Source organism: Shewanella sp. MBTL60-007 (assembly GCF_019654915.1).
Lineage (GTDB): Bacteria > Pseudomonadota > Gammaproteobacteria > Enterobacterales > Shewanellaceae > Shewanella.
Window position 1 is genome coordinate 1 of record NZ_BPET01000013.1, and the last position, 23,018, is coordinate 23,018.

Below are 23,018 nucleotides of genomic sequence, written 5' to 3' on the forward strand. Positions count from 1 at the left end.
AGTTTTCCGCACCTAAATCTGCATATTGCACTTTCCCTCTGACTCGACTTAACCAGTACCAACCTAGCTTTTCAACGGATTTATACCATGGCACTTTAAAGCCAGCATCACTGACAATGAGCGGTGTAGTGTTACTCGGTAGAATGCTTGCAAGGTCGGCTAGAAATTGGTCATGAGCCTTCTTTGAACATTGCTCTGAAAGCGGAAAGGCTTTCTCATAAAGAGTAATAGAACGACCATGTAGTGCCACCGAAGCCCGCAATACCATAAGCCGTTTTTGCTCACGAATATCAGACCAGTCAACAAGAACAATGGGCATCGAATTACCTGAACAGATAAAGCTGGCATGCCAACGGTATACAGCGAGTCGCTCTTTGTGCAAGTGACGATTACCTAACAATCTGTCGATTCGTTTGATGTTATGTTTTGTTCTGGCTTTCGTTGGCAGGTTACGACCAAGTTCGGTAAGAGTGAGCGTTTTACATTCAAGTAATGCGTGGCAAGCCAGCGTTAAACTGTTGAGTCGTTTTAAGTGCAATTCAGGGCAGAATTGGTAAAGAGAGTCGTGTAAAATATCGAGTTCGCACATCTTGTTGTCTGGTTATTGATTTTTCTCAGAACCATTTGATCACATGACAAGATGTGCATCTACCTTAAATTTATGATTTTTATCAAAATCATTAGGGGATTCCTCAGAGCGGATTACTAGTCACCTTCCCAAACTGGGATAACGCCAACTACCTTGTGCCACTATCTCCTGTTGGTGATTACTTTTACACAGACAAAATTGAGATAATTACACGGTTAAACAAAGCAAAAGAAAATGGAATAAGTAGAAAACTAGTCGATACTTACCTTCCTTGGAAACCAAAAGCAGCCCCTTTAGATACTAAAGAAGTAGAACCTATATCTAATAAAGTAAAACCCATTAATCTAAAAGAACCTTTTCATGTAGGACGCTTAGCCAAGGCTTTGACTGAGTTAGGTATAACAAAACCTTATATACAAGAGCTTGGTAAGTTTGTTGTGTTGGATGCTGATAGTTACGAACTCATGCCTAAATCAATGATAGAGCTAGTAGAGGCGAGGTGTAATGTTGCAATTATCGACTTGCCTGACTACGTAGAAAATGCGGACTTTTATGACAGCTATGTTGAAGACACTGAAGAGGTAGAAGATGAGATTAGGGATGGATAGCTCTTGCCTTTTTCAGTGCAAGCAAGCTAAGCGGAGGGCTTTAGCCCAAAGCGATAGCGCTGCGTATTATAGTTATTATTAACTTTATTTAGGCGGACACATCTGTCCGAGCCTTAGGACAAATCAGTCCTTTACATATTACTGAGGAACCCAAAAGATGAGAAATATTCTCTTAGATACCCTACTTTTAAACTTTGAAAATAAGTTTAAAGGCTGTATCCAGAAAGTCGTCGATGAACACAAAACTGTTATCGTTAAAGCTAGTGATACATTAATCAAAGACTTATCGAACAGCCTACAAGCTTTTAAGTGGACTGCAATCAACCACCATGAAGCAACTCAACAAGAGTTAACCAATACGAAACTCATATCAACAATAACACTAGATGAGCTATCTGTAGGTGAAACAACCGACCTTCTCTCTGCTTCAGAGTTGGACTTAGTGCTTGGTTTAGAGCTTGCCGAAGTAGCAAAAACGGTTAAGGTCAACAACATTGAAACTGAAGTTATTGAATACTTTATCTACTTTGATAGTACCAATTCACCTAACATCGAACTGGCTATTACTAGAGCACATGAACTTCAAAAAGAGCTTGCACAGAGTTGTGGGGTTAAGTATCAAATAGCAGCCCTCCCTATACCAGCATTTGGCTCAATATTAAGCCCTTACGCTACAATTTCCGAACTAGATATTAACGGTAAACCAAAAGCGAATATGACACCGCCTTGGGAGGTTGTTTAATGTATCAAAGCAAAGCTGAACAAGCCTTTCATGGTAGGAACGCAAACCTAATGAGTATCGATAATAAATTCCTTCTTAAAGGTTTTGACTTTGATGACAATAGCGGCTCAATGTTTAAGGCTAAAGCTGATTTTTACCATCCCGAAACCAAAACTGTTATTGAATTCAAGTGCCATAAACTAAACCATACAGTGTCAATTGGGGACGGACTATACCTCAAGGATAACAAACAAGCATATGCAGGCAACAGAATTAGCCCTGAGTGGCTACAGCTACAATTTGGTTGGAACCATTCAGCAGTAAAACAGGCCATTGTTAGTAATGAGCTTTGGAGTCGAGGGTTTGAGTATGTAGTTGTTTTCCATGATGACACAATACTATCTAAAGGTAAGGGATTGAGAGAAAGAGACTATATTGCCGAACAGGAACGATATAGACAGCTTGGATTAGAGTTTATGTACGAATCTGAGATGGTCTACTTACTAGACCCTGATTACACTGAAATCTATCATGACTAGCAAACCAAGCATCGTTTAATCAGTTCTTCTTTAGATGAGTAAAAATAGAGCCCCCCCCCCCGAAACAAGAAGCTCAACTCTTAAAGTGCTGCTGTTGACCGATGCTTAGCACAAGATTAATAAACTCCCCCCCAATCCAACGCCCTAACCAGCTTCAACATGTTCTCTATCTTGTACTCTTTACCATAGCGGTCAAAGGTAATCGAGCCATGAGAATGACCAAGCAAACCAGCGACCATATCTGAGCTGTACTCTTTATGTTTGAGCTGAGTAGCCACAGCATGACGAATACCATGTAAGGTGTCTCGCTCACCCCAGCCTAACTTAGGCTTAAAGGTGTAGAACCATTTAGAGACCTGATGTGAATAACCACGAGTCGATATCTTCCTGAGTTCTGGGAATAGTCGCTCGTGGCCGCTAGCCTGTTGCTTATCAACAAACTGAAGGAAGCCCATAGCGATTAGCTTAGGGTGAATAGGGATGACACGTTCACTGGTCGCGGTCTTAATGGACTGATCTGGATGTGTCGCTCTAATGTGGATGCAGGGGTAACCATCAATAACAGTAAAGTCATCTATATATAGTTGAGCTAATTCCCCTAGCCTTGCACCAGTATAAGCAGCAAGCCTTGGCAACCATGCACGATAAGGCATCTTATGCTCAGTAGTTGATGGGATTTCCCTAAATAGCTGTCTGATTTTGGTCTCGCTCAAAGCATCTCGAGCCTTAGAGGCTTTAACCTTTGCCGACACCTTAATACTTAAGCCAACCATCGGGTTACTGATGCCGTAATGAATAGCTGCCCACTGTAATAGTGCAGAGACTCGAGTCAGCCGCTTATTAACTGTAGAGACTGCAAGGTCAGCTTTAGATGAGAAGTGTCGCTTGTACTCTAATGCCTTAGCCAGCGTGAACTGTTCAAGACGTATATCACCTAGAAGCCCAATCATATCTTTATAGGTCTGACGGTTAACCTGTTCGCTATGCGATGACCAAGCGCCTTGCTTACGTTTCTCTTGGCAAAACTCTTCAGCTACTTGACTGAGTCTTGGGAGCTTAGGATGACTGTTGTTACTTGGGATAGTAATAGTGGCAGCTGAAACCTTGACTGGTCTTAAGGTCTCTTGCGTACAGGCTTGAGTATGAACCGTCTCAGTAGTGCCTTGAGTGCCACCTTCAGCAACACTGCGTAACTGACTCAACACTTGCCAAGACTTACGAACGGCTTCAAGACGGTCTCTAGTCGCTAACGACTTTCTGATTTCACGCTTACCAAGGGAGCTTTGTTGAGCTTCGGGTACGACTATACGCGCATACCAAATGCCATGACGAGATTGAAACAAATATGGGGGAGTTTTATGTAAACCATTTCTCATCGAGTGTACCACCAAGTGTATCACCTGAGGTCTTTCTGAGATAAGTCTTTGATTAGACTTTAGTTTGGAGGCTCCCCTAGAGCCGCACCCCGGCACATGAGTCACTTGCTGCGGTTGCTCCCTTCCAGGCCTGGCCGAGTTCACAAGTTATCATTGCGGGGGGACCCTAGGGTCACCACTGATTTCTTTTGGAGTGTTACTCCAAAGAACGGCTGCATTATCTACCATGCACCGCTATCAATCAAGTGATAATCAGCCAACTTGGCCCTGTTTTGGTTTGATCGATGATTCTATAAACAAAAGCCCTTTTAAAAAGGGCTTTTAGGGTATTAACAAGCGAAAATCATTACAAACTTAATTGACTGCGGTTTTTCTCAATCAATTTCTCACCAATCCCCTTTACGTTAGTCAGTTGCTCGACAGAACTGAAATTCCCGTGGGTTTTTCGATACTCCACAATTGCAGCAGCTTTCGATTCACCAATACCATCGAGAGACGATAACTCCTCTGCCGTCGCGCTATTAATCTTAATCAACTCTGACTTAGCTACTGACTGCTTAGCTTTGGACTGCTTGGCTTGCCCCTGAGAGGTTGGCACGCCTGCTACTTTAGCTTCCACTAAAGCGGGGAACATTAATACACTAGATAGGCATAAAACAGACAAAAATACTTTATTCATGAATATCTCCTTTTATTTATCCTTAAAGGTGTGGCCTCAATCCCTTTTCCTTGGCCACAAAGTTAATGTAGATCATGACCTCGGTTTTAGCCAATAGCAGACCGACATCACATAGCACCCACAACTAAAGTGATCGCGATCACAGCTAGAGCATAACGGCTAACTTTCAGTAACTTGCATGGCTTCTGTATTAAATGCCCCTTTGACAGATTAATTTCGAAATAACAAAACAAGCCAAGGTGATATGCATCTTAAATTGCGGGGTAAGCGTGATAAATAGCACATTTCAAGCGAGTCAAACTTGAAAGTTTTTAACCGAGTTTAAAATTTTGAACTTAAGTAAACCTCGACTAGAGTGAGCCAACCTAAAATAATAATGGACATTCCAATGTCATTTGAATCAACAAAAGTACCCGATAATACTGATGGCAAAATGTCAAAGCAGCAGAAAAACCTAGTCATTCTCGCTGCAGATATCCTGCTATTATTTTTGATGTATAACTTCCTTCCTTTCGAGGAGGGCGTCAACACAGGCTTGGCAATGCTGGTGTTCGCGGCAATATTATGGTTAACAGAAGCAATCCATATCAGTGTCACCGCTATTTTAATTCCGATTCTAGCTGTGCTATTTGGTGTATTCGAAACCCAAACAGCCATGAGCAACTTTGCTAACCCCATTATCTATCTGTTCTTCGGGGGATTTGTGCTAGCTGCTGCGCTAAACCACCAAGGTATAGATAAATTAATTGCCCAACAAGTTCTGGGAGCCTCAAAAGGCCGTTTATCTGTCGCCTGCTTGATGCTATTCGGGATCACCGCGGCTCTTTCTATGTGGATCAGCAACACCGCTACGACTGCGATGATGTTACCACTAGCACTTGGGATCTTGCACCAGATCGATATCAAGAAACATAAGAGTACCTATCTGTTCTTGCTATTAGGTATCGCCTACTCCGCAAATATTGGCGGTATTGGTACTTTAGTTGGCAGTCCACCAAATGCTATCGCGGCGGCTCAAGTGGGTCTTTCATTTGCCGATTGGCTTGAGTTTGGTCTGATCACCGTTGCTATCATGCTGCCGATGATGCTCATTGCACTCTACCTGTATTTTAAGCCAGATCTCTCTATGATCTGCGAAGTTAAAACTGAGAAGCAATCACTCACTTTTCAAGGACAACTCACGCTACTGATCTTTATCACTACAGTATGCTGCTGGATCTTCAGTAAACCCATTTCTCAAGCCCTAGGTGGAATCTCAAAATTCGATACTATTGTGGCACTCGGCTCAGTCGTGCTTTTAGCTGGTCTAGGCTTAGTTAAGTGGAAAAAAATTGAGTCGACAACAGACTGGGGGGTTCTTATCCTGTTCGGGGGCGGATTAACCTTAAGCGCTGTGTTAAAAGCGACTGGCACAAGTGTGTTCTTAGCTCACTGGATCACCGACATTTTCGGCAACACTCATATGGCACTATTTACCTTTGCAGTAATCGCCTTCGTAGTGATGCTGACAGAATTTGCCAGTAACACAGCCAGTGCAGCACTGTTAGTTCCTGTATTCGCCGCAATTGCCGAAGCTCTCGGCCTCTCTCCTGTAATGCTATCCGTTTTGATTGGTATCGCCGCCTCTTGCGCCTTTATGTTGCCTGTTGCGACGCCGCCCAATGCCATTGTTTATGGCTCAGGTTATATCAAGCAATCTGAGATGATGAAAGCGGGTGTGATCATCAACTTTATCAGCATGGTCGTGCTCTATATCATCGCCCATACTTTCTGGGAAGTTTAGCGTATTATCGCCCTGCCTTTCTTTGGCAGGGCTTTCTTCTCATGCTTAATTTAGGCAGTAGCTCAACTCTCGGATCTAGCCCAAGTTTGCTAAACCATCTTCAAGAGCCTGAATAATATCCTCCACAGATTCGAGACCGACAGAGATCCTCAATAGATTATCGGTGATCCCAGCCTCAATTCGTTCCTCTTCGGTATAGGGTGAGTGCGTCATGGATGCCGGGTGCTGAATTAATGACTCTGCATCCCCAAGGCTTACCGCAATAGAAAACAGTGATACCTGATTTATAAACTTGATTGATTGCTCAAGACTCGCATCTAACTCAAAGGCGATAACCCCACCCGCTCTACGCATCTGTGAGCCTAGTAGTTTATACCCTGCATGGCTTTCAAGCCCTGGGTAGTACACATTTGACACTTTTGGATGATGCTCAAGATAGCTAGCCACTTTCTCCGCATTATCACAGTGGCGCTCGAGGCGCACATCTAAAGTTTTTAGCCCCCGTAAAATCAACCAAGCATCATGGGGCGAGATCACCGCGCCAACGTCCTTAAGCACTTCAAACTTAATCACTTCCATCTGTTCGAAACTGGCACACACAATCCCAGCTATCACATCACCGTGACCATTGAGATACTTTGTTGCGCTGTGAATAACAATGTCGATGCCATGTTTAATCGGTTGCTGCAGCAGAGGCGTCATAAAGGTGTTATCCACTATGCTAACTAGATTATGCTCCTTAGCGATTCGTGCGATAACATCGAGGTTGAAAACATTCAGATGAGGATTAACAGGCGTCTCGCAAAATAAAACTTTAGTGTTGGGCTTTATCGCCGCTTCAATGGCGGCTTCATCGATAAAGTCAACCAGAGTAACCTCGATACCAAACTTAGCCAGTTGAGAAGTCATTAAAGCAAAGGTACAACCATAGACGGCATGAGATGCCACTAAGTGATCGCCATGACTTAAGTTTGCTAATAAGGCTGCCGATACCGCTGCCATCCCAGAAGCGGTTGCAGCGGCGGCATCACTGCCCTCTAGAGCGGCAATTTTACGCTCAAGTTCCGCCGTTGTCGGATTGCCTAAACGAGTATAAATATAACCTTGCTCACTCCCCGAAAACCTCGCAGCACCCTGCTCGGCGCTTTCAAATACGAATGTCGCACTCTGGCACAGAGGCGTCACTAGTGCACCGGACTCATTAGGTTCACGTCCCGCATGGATCACTTTTGTGGCAAGCTGCCATCTATCTTGCATAATGCTCTCCCAACTTGATGACGACTGATCTTTTAATAGTTGTTGATATCAGTTCTTTGCAAATATTTTTGGCTGAATTAACCAACCCATTCAGAAGAACAATTGAAACAGCAAAGGTTGGTGTGAGTTCCGCAACCAAGATGAACTACTCTGGATAAAGATCATACTATTTGAATACGATTTGCCTCAATCCAGTTGTAAAGCGATTGTTACAAACGAATGAATTGCAAGGGCAGGATAGACAATGATTAGGCCGCTGTTTGGCGGCCTATGATGAACTGGACTTTTTGTAATTAGCTCTAGCTATAGTGAGCTCTAGTTTAGATACGCCGCTTCGATATCAATTAGATTTCGATAAGCATTAGTCTTTATGAACTTTACTCTTTTCGGCTTTCACGGTTTTAGACAGTACGCTCGCCGAGAGCTCTTTCAAACTAAGCAGCAGTTCTTTATGGATCCCAGAGAGCTTAGGCTTAGACTGGGCATTAAACTCAAGCGGACGACACAATGCCATGGCTTGATAACCGAGTCTTGCAGTTAATAGCCCGCCACCTAACCCTTGACCGAGTCTCGCCGACAGTTTACCTGACATCTCTACCGACAATAACTGCGTGCCTAAATCAGTAATAATCTCACTTGAACCTGCATAGATGATGTTGCCGATAATACTGCGAATCAACTTTATTCTGCTCCAATAGCCTAACTCCACCCCATAGCAAGCGGCGAGCTTATTAATCATGCTCTGGTTACGCCAAAGAATGATTGCCATATCCAATGCTGCTAGCGGGCTAGCTGCGAGGAGTAGTGCCGATTCTTGCGCGAAACGACGCACAATTTTCTTAGCGGCTAAGTCTCGCTCCGTTAAGACTATAGAGTCGAATAACATCAACTTCTCAGCATCATTTTGTTCTGGCGTGATACTTTGTTCGAACTTCATTAGTTCGCTAGTTTTTGGCAGCTTGGCAGTAATCCCATCGATGAAAGGGTCCGCCTCCCCCATCTGCATGCTGTGCACTAAACGGTTACCTATGGATTGGCTATCTTCGATATGTTTAAGTGCTTTAAGCTTACGCCATTCAACAAAAGTGACTTTGCCCGCCAAAAGTAACACTAATCCACTCACACAAGCATAAAGCCCAAATAACCAACTGCTTTGTAAAAATGCGGCCTGTAGCCCCAAAAAGCCCTCTACAGCGATGACGAGAGCAACGCCAGCTAAACACAGTTTGGTTAGCCAACTGCGTTTAGACTTTACAGGTTTATCTTGTTCTAAATCAACGGGGTCGAAACCGGAGAAATGCTCATCGACAAGCGAGTCAAGTTCAGGTTCCGCCTGCGTTTCAGTTTCAATAAACTCAACTTTTGATTCGAAACTGATGCCTTGGGCAAGCTTAGGTTCAGGCTCTTTAGCATCACTATCGAATCGCAGCTGCTTTCTTATGGAATTATTATCGTGTGACATAATGACTCACTTACTCAAAATCACTTTAGCTTATCCCCCAGCAAATACTGCAACACATGATCTAAACGTATGTGCTCAAAATCGGCATTACTGCGTTGGGTATTTTGATTAGTCGCGGGGGCGAAGTTGATAAACTCGAATCCCTGCTTATCCCAAAAATCGGCAGCGGGTAGAGACTTAGGCACTTCTCCGGGAAACAGCGTCACGGGTTGACCTTGGCCAAGCTCACAGCCCCGGACCACTTCAATCTCTTTGCCATCTTGCTTCACCATGCCGTGATTGGTTGATTTAATGGCACTGATCGCCATGGTCTCGACTTCACAGCCTTCAAATTTGGCGTATTGTTGGCTCTGATGCACAAGCTGAGTCAAGAGCGATAATACATTGGCCTGCTGATCTCGCGTCACATGGTCAACCTTACTGGCAGCAAACAGTAGCTTGTCGATTTTGGGCGAGAATAATCGCTTCAGTAGACTCGATTGACCGAAGTGAAAACTTTCCATCACAGCATGAATTGCCGACTTCATATCATCAAACTGAGCACGGCCCCGATTGAGCGGTGTAAAGCAATCAACCAGCACCAGTTGCCTATCAAACTTGGCAAAGTAGTCTTGATAGAAAGGTTTAACCACACGCTTTACATACTCTTTGTAACGTCTCTTTAATGTATGATAGAAACTATTCTCCGCAGACTGCTCCAGTGATAAAAACTCATCCTCACCAATATTAAGCAGCGGAAACAGCGCCAATACAGGCGTACCATCGAGTTCTCCGGGCAGTAATAAGCGACCCGGTTGAGCATAATAAAACCCATGATTACTGACACAGTCCTGTAAAACTTTTTGGTAAAGGTCTGCTATCTCCTGCAACTTTAGCTCATCGGCGGGACTGGCAAGCTCCACATCATCGAGTGCCTTGGAGAATGCGCTAAAATATTCTGAACGTTCAAATACAGATTTTCGCTCGAGTTGAGTATTGGACCACTGCTGGAACGATAGCTTTAGCATAGGTAGATCCAATAACCACTCACCAGGATAATCGACAATGTCTAAATAGAGAGTTGCACTATCAGTGACTTTAGCTAACAAGCCTTTTGCTGGACGGTACTTAATGGCAAGTCGTAGTTCACTAATATTGCGGGTGGAAACTGGCCAAGATTTAGGATCAGTGGTTAAAGACTTTATCGCCCCATCATAATTAAAACTTGGAATGGTCAAGTCTGGCTGCATATCGCGCTTAACACCATAGAGTCTACCGTCTCTAGCTACTCGCCATAAAGGCAACGGTGAGCTGGTCTCAGCAATACCAGAATGGAGCAATTGATTGACTAAGCCGGTAATAAAGGCCGTTTTACCTGCTCCGGCTAACCCTGTTACCGCTAATCGTAAATTTCTATCTGTGGTTCTTAGCGCGACGGCTTGAGTATTCTTACCGAGTTTTCTAAGTGACTGTTTAAGACTCGCCATAAAATGAAGTGAAACCCGTAATGAGATAGTTCTAGGGCAGTATAGCCTGCCCCGTCAGTGAACTATAGATGATTGGCTATTGATGATTGACTATAAATTGTTAATTTGATCTTTAAGATCGTAGTTATCAGAAGTCACATGACGCTCTAGGTTCTGTAAACGCACCTCTAACGCTCTAAATTGGCTGTTTACATCCCTTAATGCCATTTTAGCTGGCTCGCCAGACTGCCAAACTTTCTTCTTTAGTCCAATTTCTTTATTTAAAGAATCATTCTTCCCTGTGCCGGGTTTGATATCCAATATCATCCAAAGCAGCACATAGATAATCAGTACGATCCCCGACCCACCTAATAGAAAGATGGAAGCGGCTAGGACTCTAACTAGCCAAGTCTCGAAATTAAAATAATCTGCTATGCCTGCGCAAACACCCGCAATTTTACCCGACTGAGGAATTCGATATAAGGTTCTATTACCTTCGGTCATCTCTACTTCCTCCTTGTTAGTTAATTAAATAGTAATGCTTACCTACTGCAGTGAATCGATTATGTTTAATCATTACGACTCCTCCACTGCGGCGCCTCACTATCTAGGATGGCTTCTAAGGTTTCGATGCGCTGGGACATCTTATCAGCCTTAGCGATTAATTCATTTAGCTGATTAAACTCTTCTTCAGTAAGTCCCTGGCTAACCTGTCGCTTACTGCGGTAATGAAGTATCAGCCATATCGGAGCCACAAATCCCAGAAAAACAATAATTGGGGCTATCAAAATATCCATGTTCATAACTTACCTCTGATCTCGTTTATTACTTAGCTTTGGTTTTGCTTCCCTTCATTTTCGCCTTAAGCGCTTCAAGCTCTGCATTCACTGAATCTTCTGCTTCTAGGGCTGCAAATTCATCATTAAGCGTCTTCTTGTTACCTAAATCATAAGAATCAACTTGAGATTCTAGATTTTCAACACGGCGCTCATACTGCTCAAACTTATTCATCGCATTATCAATCTTGCTTGAATCAAGCTGCTTTTTCACCTCTAAACGTGATGAAGCAGTCTGCTTACGCATGATAATAGTCTTTTGACGCGCCTTTGCATCGGCTAGCTTCTCTTGCAGTAAGTTCACTTCCTCTTTAAGACGAAGAATGTGTTCTTCAACCACAACCAATTCGGCTGCTAGGTTTTGTGCAAGGTCGTTAGCTTTTTGCTTTTCAACTAACGCCGCCTTAGCAAGGTCTTCACGGTCTTTAGACAGGGCTAACTCGGCTTTGCTTTCCCAATCTTGTACCTGCTCCTGCACTTTTGCGATACGGCGAATGATCTCTTTTTTCTCGGCTAAAACTTTTGCAGAGGTAGAGCGTACTTCAACTAACGTATCTTCCATCTCTTGGATGATCAGACGCACCATTTTCTCTGGATCTTCTGCCTTATCGAGTAATGCACTGATATTCGAGTTAATGATGTCTGCAAAGCGTGAAAAGATTCCCATAATGATTTCCTCTAAATTAACGTTGGATTCGATAATTACAATCCACATTCCGTGCCAACTTTAACTTTTAATTATTATACAGACACTTAAACAATTTTTTAACTTTTTCTTTCATTTATAAACTGAGCATCATATTATTATTTTCACCAATAATTAGCGTGAAAGACTAAAACTTACTGTGACCAATCAATTTCAGCAAGATAATCTTATCGGACAGTCCAATGCCCTATTGGAAGTCCTTGAACATATTTCACAAGTGGCGCCTTTATCTAAGCCTGTATTAATTATTGGTGAGCGCGGCACAGGTAAGGAACTTATCGCCGAGCGATTACACTATTTGTCCAAGCGCTGGGATCAGAGCTTTATTAAACTCAACTGTTCATCCTTAAGTGAAAACTTACTAGAAAGTGAACTATTTGGCCATGATGCAGGGGCATTTACTGGCGCCAATAAAAAACATGAAGGCCGTTTTGAGCGCGCCGATGGTGGCACACTATTTTTAGATGAACTGGCTAATACCTCTGGCCTTATTCAAGAAAAATTACTGCGGGTTATTGAGTACGGTGAGTTTGAACGAGTTGGTGGCAGCAAGACTGTACAGACTGATGTTCGCCTTATCTGTGCCGCTAACGAAGATCTCCCCACCCTAGCTGAAGCCGGTGAGTTTAGAGCTGACCTGCTTGATAGACTTGCGTTCGATGTGATCACCCTACCACCACTCAGGCACCGCTCCGAGGATATAATGCCATTAGCAGAATACTTCGCAGTTGGTATGGCTAGGCAGTTAAAGCTTGAACTATTTGAAGGCTTTAGCAGTAGTGCTATCAATCAGTTGATGGAGTACCACTGGCCGGGCAATATTCGTGAGCTTAAAAACGTAGTGGAGCGTAGTGTCTATCGAAATGCCGATACTCATGCCGCCATTGAACAGATCATTATCGATCCCTTCGCCTCACCATATCGACCAACAAAACGCGTTAAAACAAAAGAACGCCAACAAACGCCATCAAACGATGCCAAGCCTACTGTAGCCGATTGCAGTACTGAAGTGAGCGCTAACAATGGCCCACAAACAGAAGCCTCGTTAAGCTTTCCTATCGACTTTAAAACCCACTGTGAGCAAGGTGAGGTACGCATCTTAAAACAAGCGTTAGAAGCTGGGCAATTTAATCAAAAGAAAACCGCTGAACTACTGGGCCTAAGCTATCATCAACTGCGCGGGATCTTAAAGAAATACAACTTGCTGGATAAATAATTGCTGTTAGCTAGCGGGCACTGTTAAAATAGCTAATAACGTTCAGCTCAAAAATGATGGCTTAATGAAACAGCTGCTAAAGAGAATAAAGTTAATCACTGGGATCTCTGCGATTAACTTGTTACTCACCGCCTGTGGCCCACAGCAAGTTCCTACAGGGCTAGTTTACTGCTCTGAGGGCAATCCCGAGACCTTTAATCCTCAACTGGTGACCTCAGGAACCACGATTGATGCGACCTCGCAACAACTCTACGACAGTCTAGTTGATTACGATCCTGTTTCTGGTGAAATAGTACCAGCGCTTGCTACATCTTGGGAAACCTCTGATGACGGCCTAAGCTACCGCTTTAAATTGCGCCATGGGGTACAGTTTCATCAAACACCACTATTTACGCCGACTCGTCACTTTAATGCCGATGATGTGTTGTTCTCTTTTAATCGAATTATCGACAGTGATAACCCATATCATAAGATCTCAAAAACAGGCTATCCGTTTTTTCAGAGTATCGGTTTCGCACAAAGTGTCACCGAAATTGAAAAAGTCTCCGATGATGAAGTGGTATTTCACCTAAACCAAAGCGATGCCTCATTCCTTTCAAACTTGGCCACAGGTTTCTCTGTTATTCTTTCTAAAGAGTATGCCGATAACCTTCTCGCCCAAGGTACACCAGAGCTATTGGATAGAAAGCCCGTCGGCACGGGGCCGTTTAAGTTGGTCAAATACGTGAAGAATGAACTCATTCGCTATCACCGCAATGATAACTTTTGGCGCACCCTACCGGAATTTGAGCAATTAGTCTTTAATATTACGCCCCAAAGCAGCGCGAGATTAACCAAGTTAATCACCGGTGACTGCAATGTATCGGCACTGCCGAAAGCTGGCGAGTTACCCGTCATCAAAGAGCATCCCAATCTGGAATTAGATACTCAATTGGGCTTCAACGTTGCATTTTGGGCATTTAATACCAAGAAAAAGCCTTTCGATGATGTACGCGTGCGTCAAGCATTGGCCTATGCCGTGGATAAGCAAAATATTCTGCGCGCGGTGTACCAAGAGACGGCAATTAAAGCGACTGGTATGCTACCACCGCAATCATGGGCCTATCATTATAATAAGAGCACTTATCAATATAACCCTGAAAAAGCACGGGCATTATTGGATGAAGCAGGCATAGATAAGCTCAGCATCGATATTTGGGCGATGCCTGTTGCACGCATTTATAATCCCAACGCTCTAAAAACCGCCGAGCTTATTCAAGCGGATTTGGCCAATATCGGCGTAGACGTCAATATCGTCACCTATGATTGGAGTGTATTTAACCAAAAGCTCAGTCGTAATGACTATGATTCGGTGCTAATCGGTTGGAATGCCGATAATAGCGATCCCGATAACTTCTTCTCACCTATGATGAGCTGTGATGCACTACAATCATCGAGTAACCGTGCCCAGTGGTGCAATCTAGAGATGGACAGGATCTTAGCGCAGGCCAAAGCAACAACTTCAGAGTTGCAGCGAAAAGCCCTATACCAACAGGCAGAGTCGCTGTTTATCGAACATGTTCCTATGATGCCATTTGCTCATGCCACACAGCTGACCTTTAAGAGTAAGGATATTAAGCAAACTCAGCTTACGCCTTTTGGTGGGATCTCATTTGAACGTGCTAAGAAAATTACAGTAGAGGAAACGCAATAATGGGTCGTTATCTTCTTCGCAGATTGAATCTATTTCTAGCGACCAGCTTTGTCTTGATAGCGGTTCTATTCATCACGACGGGCTATTTCCCTACCAATAAGTTCATTGCGCTAACCGGTATTACAGCCCCGACATCGGAGCAAATACAAGATATCGAAGAAGCATACCAGTTAAACTCAAACCAGCTGGAGCAATTTTTTGCCTACGCAAAAAACCGCTTGAGCGGTGACTTAGGTGTCTCTATCACATCTCAGCGCCCTGTCATTGATGAGCTAACTCAGGCGCTTCCAGCCTCTTTTGAGCTTGCAATAGTTGCAGGGTTAATTGCGGTGGTGCTCGGCGTACCGCTAGGGGTGTTTGCGTCACTGAGTAAAAACAAGGTTACCCAACACAGCATCATGGCGATCACCCTAACAGGCTACTCCATTCCTGTATTTTGGTTAGGACTGACCCTGTCTTTATGGTTTGGGGTTAAGCTGGGTTGGCTTCCCGTATCAGGGCGAAATAATCTGTTATACGAAATCGAACCAGTTACCGGATTTATGCTTATCGATACCTTACTTTGGGATTCTGTCTATCGGTTCTCAGCGTTTAAAGATGCACTATTTCATATCATCTTGCCCTCGATAACGTTGGCAGTATTGCCCTTTACTGTGGTTGTGCGTATTACGCGTGCAGCCATGCTAAATATCATGGAGCTGCCCTATATTAAGGCCGCTGAAGCTAGGGGCTTGCATACCAGTACTATTGTATTGCGTCATGCACTGCCAAACGCGCTGATCCCTGTTTTAAAGAATATGGGCCTGATGTTAGGTACGTTTGCCAGCTATGCCATGATTGTTGAGGTGATTTTTTCATGGCCAGGCGTAGGAAGTTGGTTGGTATCTGGTATTTACCAGCGAGATTACACGGTTATTCAAGGTGGTGTGTTAGGGGTCGCATTGACCATTATATTCCTGAGTATCTTAATTGAAGTCATACACAACGCTTATAATCCGCTAAGCAGGAAAGAGATCTATGCCGCGAATTAGAATTTATCAAGAAGACCATATTCTCTCACCGACACAAAAGGTATGGCAGGCGTTTTCCGATAATCCATTCGCACTGATAGGCCTTTGGGCTGTGTGTTGTATGCTCACCCTAGCGATTTTTGGTCCTTGGATAGCCCCCTTTTCTCCAGAGCAACAAGACCCGTTAGCGCTGCTGTTGCCGCCATCTTGGGATGCAAGCGGTACGGTTGAGCACTTCCTTGGCACCGATGACTTAGGCAGAGATATCTTCAGCCGCCTGCTCCATGGCGCTCACCTGACTTTTGGCATGGCACTCGGAATCGTACTCGCCTCATTAGTGGTTGGTTTTATCATCGGCTCTATTTCCGGCATGATGAAGGGCCTTAAGTCTTCTATATTAAGCCACCTACTGGACGCCTTATTATCAATTCCGTCACTGCTTTTAGCCATTTTGGTTGTTGCCGTCATGGGACCTGGTCTAGAAAACGTGTTTTGGGCCGTTGGTATCGCCTTGACTCCGCAATTTGTACGAGCCATTCATCAAGCGGTACATGAGGAGCTGCAAAAAGATTATGTGACTGCGGCGAAACTCGATGGCGCCAACTCAATTCAGATCTTCTGGTACGTGATTATGCCTAACGTATGGGAAACAGTAATTATTCAAACCACACTCGCTATCTCTGCTGCTATTTTGGACATTGCCGCCCTAGGATTTTTGAACCTTGGCGCTCAGGCCCCAAGTCCAGAGTGGGGAGCCATGGTGTCACAAGGACTCGATAACTTATTGACCGCCCCTTGGACGGTAACGATTCCAGGTGTCGCTATATTATGTAGTGTGTTGGCTATCAACTTAGTTGGTGACGGATTGAGATCGGCGTTATCGCCCATCAGAAACTAATATTATGCCCTTACTCGATATTCGAAATCTTACCATCGAACTTGATACGCCCCATGGACGTGTCAAAGCATTGGAGCGTGTAAGCCTAACCATTAACCCTGGAGAGCTACATGGTTTAGTGGGTGAATCAGGTTCAGGCCGTACCCTGCTGGCTCGTGCCATTTTAGGGGTACCAGGCCATAACTGGAGTATTACTGCTGACCGCATGATGTGGGATGGCCAAAACCTAATGGATATGTCGGCTAAGCAGCGACGAAATTTAATGGGCAGCGATATTGCCGTTATCTTCCAAGATCCCACTGGTAGCCTAGATCCAGCCATCTCAGTTGGTAGTCAACTTATCGAAGCCATGCCAAAAGATAAGCAAATTCCCTTCTGGAAGCGTAACAAGGCACGTAAGGCTACCGCGCAAAAATGGCTACATAAAGTCGGCATAAAAAATACTGAAGAGGTCATGAGCAGCTATGCATGGGAACTCTCTGCGGGTGAGTGCCAAAAAGTGATGATCGCCATGGCGATTGCCAACCAACCGCGATTGTTAATTGCCGATGAACCAACAGACTCGATGGAGTTAAGTACTCAGGCACAAATTTTTAGACTCCTAGGCAAGCTCAATCAGCTACACAGCGTATCTATCCTTCTGATTAGCCATGAGTTAGATACCTTATCTGGTTGGTGTGATCAACTCACGGTTCTGTACAGTGGCCAAGTGATGGAGTCAGGCCCTACAGCCGAAGTACTCGAACAACCTTTTCATCCGTACACCAAAGCACTTCTGGACAATATGCCTGACTATTCCGGTGCCCTTGCCCATAAATCGGTAATGCGAACCTTGCCTGGTTCCGCCCCGGCCTTGCAGCATTTGCCTATAGGCTGTCGATTAGGGCCGCGCTGCCCGCAGGCACAAAAGCGCTGCGTCAGTAAACCAAGCCTATGCCACAAAAAAGACCGCTATTTTGCTTGTCATTTTCCTTATCACAGTGAGCCATGTAATGACGACACCACTTCTTAAAGTTAATGATCTCCGCAAAAGCTATTACGCCGGCTACAAGCGGTTTAAGCGCCAATATAACCATGCATTATCGCCTGTGTCTTTTGAACTCAATCGAGGTGAAACACTGGCGATAGTTGGGGAAGCGGGCTCAGGAAAAACCACTATTGCCCGTATTTTGGTGGGAGCTGAGGTCAGAAGTGGCGGCGAGATCTTCTTTGAAGGTGAGCCACTAGATAAGCATGATCTTAAACAACGCTGCCGCCTTATTCGGATGATTTTTCAGGACCCAAATACCTCACTTAATCCAAGGTTGACCATTGGTGAGTTATTAGATGAGCCTTTGAAGTTCAATACCGACCTAGACAGCAGTGAGCGCAAGGCTCAGGTCATCGATAAGCTGAAAAAAGTAGGTCTGTTGCCAGAGCACTCCGATTTCTATCCCCATATGATCTCAGAGGGACAAAAACAACGCGTGGCAGTCGCTCGCGCCTTGATGCTTGATCCTAAAATTATCATCGCGGATGAAGCCTTAACTGCGCTGGACCTTTCGGTAAGATCACAGATCCTCAACCTGCTGTTAGAGCTACAACAAGAAATGGGGCTGTCTTATATATTCGTATCCCATAATATGAATATCATTCGTCATGTCAGCGATAAAATCATGGTGCTGAAAAAAGGGGTTATGGTTGAGAAGGCAACAACAGAGCAGCTATTTAATCAGCCGCAACATGAGTACACCCAAAGGTTAATTCAAGAGCAAAGCCTGTTTACGCGTAAAAAATAATACTAATCTTTATAAAGATGTATTCGTTTAATCAGAGTTTAGCTATTTTGAAGCAAAGCCATGAATTGCTTCTACATTAATGGTACTCACAACATTTGTCCTTCAGAGATGAAGAGGGTGTCTTATGTCTGTCGGCAACATACAAGACCATGTTGTTTGCAACGGGTAAACTGCTCCAACCACTGATAAAAAAGCCGATTTTCAAGAAAAACGAGTGCCATTTGGTGTCGGTTTAATTATCCTAGAGACAATTTTTTAAGAGAATCAAAAAATATGATCATCAAACCTAGAATCCGTGGCTTTATTTGTACTACGACCCATCCTGTTGGTTGTGAAGCCAATGTCCTTGAACAGATCAACTTTACCAAAGCTAAAGGTAAAATTGCTAATGGCCCTAAGAAAGTCTTAGTCGTTGGCTCTTCAAGTGGATACGGTCTTTCTTCACGCATTACTGCAGCTTTTGGTAGCGATGCCGCCACATTAGGCGTGTTTTTTGAAAAGCCAAGTACCGAAACTAAACCTGGCACAGCTGGTTGGTACAACTCTGCTGCGTTCGATAAGTTTGCTAAAGCGGAAGGGCTTTACTCTAAGAGCATCAACTGTGATGCCTTCAGCCATGAAGCTAAACAGAAAGCCATTGAGATTATCAAGCAAGACCTTGGTCAAGTCGATATGGTGGTTTACTCATTAGCATCACCAGTGCGTAAAATGCCAGATAGCGGTGAGCTTGTACGTTCATCACTAAAACCTATCGGTGAGACTTATACAGCTACTGCGGTTGATACCAATAAAGACACCATTATCGAAGCCAGTGTTGAACCGGCAACAGAGCAAGAAATTGCCGATACAGTGACTGTCATGGGCGGCGAAGACTGGGAACTGTGGATGCAAGCGCTATCAGAAGCTGGCGTGCTAAGCGACAACTGCAAGACCGTTGCCTATAGCTATATCGGAACCGAGCTGACTTGGCCTATTTACTGGCACGGCGCACTTGGTAAAGCCAAAATGGATCTTGACCGCGCTGCACATGCCCTAAATGATAAGCTTTCAGCAACTGGCGGTAGCGCTAACGTTGCAGTGCTTAAGAGCGTTGTAACACAAGCGAGCTCGGCAATTCCTGTTATGCCACTATATATAGCTATGGTATTTAAGAAGATGCGCGCAGAAGGTCTACATGAAGGCTGTATCGAGCAGATTAACCGTATGTTTAGCGAGCGTCTATTTAAGGCTGACGGTACTGCTGCAGATGTGGATGAGTCAAACCGTCTACGTTTGGATGACTGGGAGCTTCGTGAAGAGATCCAGCAGCATTGCCGTGATATGTGGCCACAAGTCACCACAGAGAACCTTGCAGAGCTAACTGATTACCGTGAGTATAAGGAAGAGTTCCTAAAACTGTTTGGTTTCGGTATCGAAGGTATCGATTATGATGCAGATGTGAACCCGCACGTTGAATTTGACGTGATTTCAATCTAACTAGCAAAGTCTAGCTTAGGCAAATATTAAAACGCCGCAATATTTTATTGCGGCGTTTTTTATTGCTCCTTGAAAACGTTCATCACGAAAAACAACGAGAGCTGCAAGAAAAGCAGCAAGCTTTTTTATCTTCTCCCTTCATGTTCTTCGCGAAGGCGGAGCGCTTCATGGTTAACTTAGTGATAAATAGCTTCTAAAGCAAAAGCCAATGCGATACACCACCAAGGACACAGAGCGCTTCCCTGCACGAATTAATACATAGGCAATAGCTTTGCTGCGCCCATAAAAAAACCGGCCTTCGCCGGTTTTTCAATGCCTCATATAAGGCTCACTATTAATGATTGAGTAAAGCTAGCTAAGTAGCAATGACTCAGCAGTGGTTACCCTATAGCGTTTACTCAGCAACTGGGTAAAGCACTTCACCTTTAGCTTTTAGTGACGCGATCACTGCACGGTAATCGTTTTCACTGTACTGAGCGCTTAAACGCTGCTTGAGTGAGTCAAGAAGGTTAGCATCAACGCCTTCAGCTGGATTAACTTTCTTCAATACCACTACTGCGTAACCATTTGCTAGCGCAACAGTATCAACTGAAGGCTTATCGCTTGGCTGAGCCATAGCAAATGCTTTGTTTACGATTGCGCCATCAACGTCTTGCTCAAAACGACCTAGCTTATCTTTAACAATAAAGTCAGCTGTTACACCTGAAGCTTCAACAGCGGTCATAGCTTCTTGTGCTTGCTTACGCGCAGCTTCATTAGCCTGCTCTTGCTTTAAGCGGTTAGCAATCGCGTTACGAACGTCAGCTAACTCCATAGTGCCTGCAGCCTTATGGGTGTTAACACGGATCACAACAACGTGATTAGGAGCAACTTCTAGTACATCACTGTTCATACCATCAAGTAGCACGTTAGAAGAGAATGCCGCTTTTAATAGCTCAGGATTAGAGAATAGCTCTGGCGGATTAGTACGTGTGAACTCAGGCGTTGTCTTAACATCAACACCTAGGTCCTTAGCAGCCTCCGCTAGCGTATCAGGTACTTCGTAGCTGGTGTCAGCCAAAACTTGCTGTAGCTCATAGAACTTATCTACTGCCTGCTTATCTTGAAGCTGAGCAATGATTTTTTCTTTAACGTCAGCAAATGGTGCTTGAGCACCGGCTTGAATATCAAGAGCCTTGATGATGTGGTAACCAAAGTCTGTTTTAACAACATTTGAGTACTCACCTTTGTTAAGCGCAAACAGTGCTTGGTCAAATTCAGGCTCCATAACGCCCGCTTCAAACCAATCTAGTTGACCACCCTGCTCACCGCTAAAGGTATCTTCAGATTCAGTCTTAGCGACTTCAGCAAAGTCTGCACCGTCTTGAAGTTGCTTATAGATGGCTTCAGCTTTCGCTTTAGCCGCCGCGTCATCGTCACCTGTTTGAACAAGGATATGTGCAGCTAAGCGCTTCTCAGCTTGTGTGTAATTCGCTTTGTGCTCATCGTAGTATGCTTGTGCTTCAGCATCAGTCACTTTTACATCTTTAGCTAAATCTTTTGCGTCTAGCTCGATGTAGTCAAGACTAACTACTTCAGGGCGAATGAACTGATCTAGATTAGAGTCATAATAAGTTTTGATCTGCTCATCGGTAACACTAATGTCTGCAAGGAATGGAGTCGCGTCAATAACCTTGTAGTCAATGTCACGGGTCTGGCCTTGTAGATCGGCCAAATACTTGGCTTCACCAGGAAGAACGAATTCAGAACCCACTAGGGTCGCAACAAGCTGACGACGAGTCATATCGGTACGCATCATGTCGCGGAAAGTATTTGCCTGATAGCCTAACTGACGCAGAATCGCTTGGTAACGGTCGTTGTCAAAGACTCCATCAGTTTGAAAAGCTGGCTCGCTCATGATTGCAGCTTTAATCTGCTCATCAGATACGCGTAATCCAAGCTCTGCAGCATTTTGATCCAGTAGCTTATCTGCAACTAAGCGCTCTAATACGCTTTGCTTTACGCTCTGCATGTAGTTGTCATCGGCAGACAGAGTGGCAAACATATCACCTAATTGTTGTTCTAAGCGACTACGCTCGTTTTGATAGGCTTGTTCTAACGCTGAGTTGCTGATCTCTTCACCATTTACGGTAGCAGCTGCAACCTCAGTTGAAGAACCTAAATAACTACTCACGCCTGTAAATGCAAATGAAAGTATCACAAGGATTAAAATGCCTTTTGCAATTACACCTTGTGAGCCTTCGCGAATCTTTTCTAACATCAGACTTCTCGCTGGTTGCGATGGATAAAATAAAAAGGCGCATCACTGTCTGGATGCGCCTTTTTGTAATTTAAAGGAGATGAAAAGTAATCTCTTCAGGCTCCTGCTGGCAAAATTAAGGGTTACCTCAATTATTGCCCTCTCTATTTGTAAAAAGCACTGCCAAGCAGTGCTTTCTTACAATAGCCTTACAAAGGCTGCATTGCTAACTTTCTTAGTTAACAGCGTCTTTTAGAGCTTTACCAGCTTTAAATGCTGGAATGTTTGCTGCAGCGATTTTGATCTCTTTACCCGTTTGTGGGTTACGACCAGTGCGCTCTGCACGTTGACGCACTTCGAAAGTACCGAAACCAACAAGAGCAATCTTATCGCCTTCTTTTAGGCCTTCAGTAACTGCGCCAATGAAAGAGTCTAATGCGCGGCCAGCAGCAGCTTTAGAAATGTCAGCACCAGAAGCGATTTTCTCGATTAGTTCAGATTTGTTCATGTCATCCCCTTGAATGTAATTTGTGCGCCGCACCCAAATCCTTGTCTAGAGCGGTCTGCGGAGGCTTTTTATAACAAGCTTAGAACCAAAGTTCAAGCCTTATAGGAAAACCAAAGAAATAAATTAGGATACTACTCAAAACCAGTCACTCCAAGGGCTGGAGCAACTGACTCTCCACAGACTTAGGCTACCACAGCTT

Annotated in this window: 21 protein-coding genes, 1 other RNA gene and 1 pseudogene; 11 read left to right on the top strand and 12 right to left on the bottom strand. The window is 44.2% G+C overall.

Annotated elements, in window-relative coordinates:
* A pseudogene (locus K5Q92_RS06265) lies at positions 1-589 on the bottom strand (IS4-like element ISVsa5 family transposase); the annotation flags it as partial.
* A gap of 155 nt (positions 590-744) precedes the next feature.
* On the opposite strand from K5Q92_RS06265, the gene K5Q92_RS06270 reads away from it, so the two are divergent.
* From K5Q92_RS06270 to K5Q92_RS06280, 3 genes are all read left to right on the top strand, one after another.
* A complete protein-coding gene (locus tag K5Q92_RS06270; protein WP_220768173.1) occupies positions 745-1,197 on the top strand; it encodes a hypothetical protein in 453 nt (150 codons plus the stop codon).
* 157 nt (positions 1,198-1,354) lie between these two features.
* Positions 1,355-1,939, top strand: coding sequence for a hypothetical protein (locus tag K5Q92_RS06275; RefSeq protein ID WP_220768174.1), 585 nt, complete (start codon positions 1,355-1,357; stop codon positions 1,937-1,939).
* Between the two features lie 50 nt (positions 1,940-1,989).
* On the top strand, positions 1,990-2,457 hold the full coding sequence (locus K5Q92_RS06280) for a hypothetical protein (protein ID WP_220768175.1): 468 nt from the start codon (positions 1,990-1,992) through the stop codon (positions 2,455-2,457).
* 116 nt (positions 2,458-2,573) lie between these two features.
* On the opposite strand, the gene K5Q92_RS06285 is transcribed toward K5Q92_RS06280, so the two are convergent.
* The 3 genes from K5Q92_RS06285 to K5Q92_RS06295 form a co-directional block, all read right to left on the bottom strand.
* A complete protein-coding gene (locus K5Q92_RS06285; protein WP_220768176.1) occupies positions 2,574-3,833 on the bottom strand; it encodes a site-specific integrase in 1,260 nt (419 codons plus the stop codon).
* A gap of 73 nt (positions 3,834-3,906) precedes the next feature.
* An RNA gene (gene ffs, locus K5Q92_RS06290) (signal recognition particle sRNA small type) lies at positions 3,907-4,003 on the bottom strand.
* Between the two features lie 176 nt (positions 4,004-4,179).
* The gene (locus K5Q92_RS06295) at positions 4,180-4,512 is read right to left on the bottom strand and encodes a ComEA family DNA-binding protein (RefSeq protein WP_220768177.1); all 333 of its coding nucleotides are present in this window, start codon (positions 4,510-4,512) and stop codon (positions 4,180-4,182) included.
* Between the two features lie 433 nt (positions 4,513-4,945).
* On the opposite strand from K5Q92_RS06295, the gene K5Q92_RS06300 reads away from it, so the two are divergent.
* Entirely contained in the window at positions 4,946-6,295 is a 1,350-nt protein-coding gene (locus tag K5Q92_RS06300) for a DASS family sodium-coupled anion symporter (protein ID WP_374758441.1), read from the top strand.
* Between the two features lie 75 nt (positions 6,296-6,370).
* Here the strand turns inward: K5Q92_RS06300 and K5Q92_RS06305 are convergent, their stop codons facing one another.
* From K5Q92_RS06305 to pspA, 6 genes are all read right to left on the bottom strand, one after another.
* Positions 6,371-7,552 carry a PLP-dependent aspartate aminotransferase family protein gene (locus tag K5Q92_RS06305; RefSeq protein ID WP_220768179.1) on the bottom strand — a complete coding sequence of 394 codons (1,182 nt, stop codon included), beginning with the start codon at positions 7,550-7,552 and terminating at the stop codon, positions 6,371-6,373.
* Positions 7,553-7,913: 361 nt separating this feature from the next.
* The gene (locus K5Q92_RS06310) at positions 7,914-9,014 is read right to left on the bottom strand and encodes a TIGR01620 family protein (protein WP_220768180.1); all 1,101 of its coding nucleotides are present in this window, start codon (positions 9,012-9,014) and stop codon (positions 7,914-7,916) included.
* 20 nt (positions 9,015-9,034) lie between these two features.
* Positions 9,035-10,480 carry a YcjX family protein gene (locus K5Q92_RS06315; RefSeq protein WP_220768181.1) on the bottom strand — a complete coding sequence of 482 codons (1,446 nt, stop codon included), beginning with the start codon at positions 10,478-10,480 and terminating at the stop codon, positions 9,035-9,037.
* Between the two features lie 90 nt (positions 10,481-10,570).
* Positions 10,571-10,963 carry an envelope stress response membrane protein PspC gene (gene pspC / locus K5Q92_RS06320; RefSeq protein ID WP_220768182.1) on the bottom strand — a complete coding sequence of 131 codons (393 nt, stop codon included), beginning with the start codon at positions 10,961-10,963 and terminating at the stop codon, positions 10,571-10,573.
* A 65-nt stretch (positions 10,964-11,028) separates the two neighbouring features.
* Entirely contained in the window at positions 11,029-11,262 is a 234-nt protein-coding gene (gene pspB, locus K5Q92_RS06325) for an envelope stress response membrane protein PspB (protein ID WP_220768183.1), read from the bottom strand.
* Positions 11,263-11,284: 22 nt separating this feature from the next.
* Positions 11,285-11,962 carry a phage shock protein PspA gene (pspA, locus tag K5Q92_RS06330; RefSeq protein ID WP_220768184.1) on the bottom strand — a complete coding sequence of 226 codons (678 nt, stop codon included), beginning with the start codon at positions 11,960-11,962 and terminating at the stop codon, positions 11,285-11,287.
* Between the two features lie 178 nt (positions 11,963-12,140).
* On the opposite strand from pspA, the gene pspF reads away from it, so the two are divergent.
* From pspF to fabV, 7 genes are all read left to right on the top strand, one after another.
* On the top strand, positions 12,141-13,217 hold the full coding sequence (gene pspF / locus K5Q92_RS06335; RefSeq protein ID WP_220768185.1) for a phage shock protein operon transcriptional activator: 1,077 nt from the start codon (positions 12,141-12,143) through the stop codon (positions 13,215-13,217).
* A gap of 64 nt (positions 13,218-13,281) precedes the next feature.
* The gene (locus tag K5Q92_RS06340) at positions 13,282-14,910 is read left to right on the top strand and encodes an ABC transporter substrate-binding protein (RefSeq protein WP_220768186.1); all 1,629 of its coding nucleotides are present in this window, start codon (positions 13,282-13,284) and stop codon (positions 14,908-14,910) included.
* Complete coding sequence (locus tag K5Q92_RS06345) at positions 14,910-15,941, top strand: ABC transporter permease (protein ID WP_220768187.1); 1,032 nt, start codon at positions 14,910-14,912, stop codon at positions 15,939-15,941. The genes K5Q92_RS06340 and K5Q92_RS06345 overlap by 1 nt, the downstream gene beginning before the upstream one ends.
* On the top strand, positions 15,928-16,818 hold the full coding sequence (locus K5Q92_RS06350) for an ABC transporter permease subunit (RefSeq protein WP_220768188.1): 891 nt from the start codon (positions 15,928-15,930) through the stop codon (positions 16,816-16,818). Before K5Q92_RS06345 ends, K5Q92_RS06350 begins: the two co-directional genes overlap by 14 nt.
* A 4-nt stretch (positions 16,819-16,822) precedes the next feature.
* Positions 16,823-17,830, top strand: a complete 1,008-nt coding sequence (locus K5Q92_RS06355) for an oligopeptide/dipeptide ABC transporter ATP-binding protein (protein ID WP_220768189.1) — start codon at positions 16,823-16,825, stop codon at positions 17,828-17,830.
* Positions 17,811-18,596: an ATP-binding cassette domain-containing protein gene (locus K5Q92_RS06360; RefSeq protein ID WP_220768190.1), complete on the top strand. Its 786-nt coding sequence runs from the start codon at positions 17,811-17,813 to the stop codon at positions 18,594-18,596. The genes K5Q92_RS06355 and K5Q92_RS06360 overlap by 20 nt, the downstream gene beginning before the upstream one ends.
* Before the next feature lie 273 nt (positions 18,597-18,869).
* Positions 18,870-20,072, top strand: coding sequence for an enoyl-ACP reductase FabV (gene fabV / locus K5Q92_RS06365; RefSeq protein ID WP_220768191.1), 1,203 nt, complete (start codon positions 18,870-18,872; stop codon positions 20,070-20,072).
* A gap of 394 nt (positions 20,073-20,466) precedes the next feature.
* Here fabV and K5Q92_RS06370 read toward each other — a convergent pair whose 3' ends face one another.
* Positions 20,467-22,332: a SurA N-terminal domain-containing protein gene (locus tag K5Q92_RS06370; RefSeq protein ID WP_220768192.1), complete on the bottom strand. Its 1,866-nt coding sequence runs from the start codon at positions 22,330-22,332 to the stop codon at positions 20,467-20,469.
* Positions 22,333-22,546: 214 nt separating this feature from the next.
* Positions 22,547-22,819: a nucleoid-associated protein HU-beta gene (hupB, locus tag K5Q92_RS06375; protein ID WP_012155904.1), complete on the bottom strand. Its 273-nt coding sequence runs from the start codon at positions 22,817-22,819 to the stop codon at positions 22,547-22,549.
* Positions 22,820-23,018: the final 199 nt, after the last annotated feature.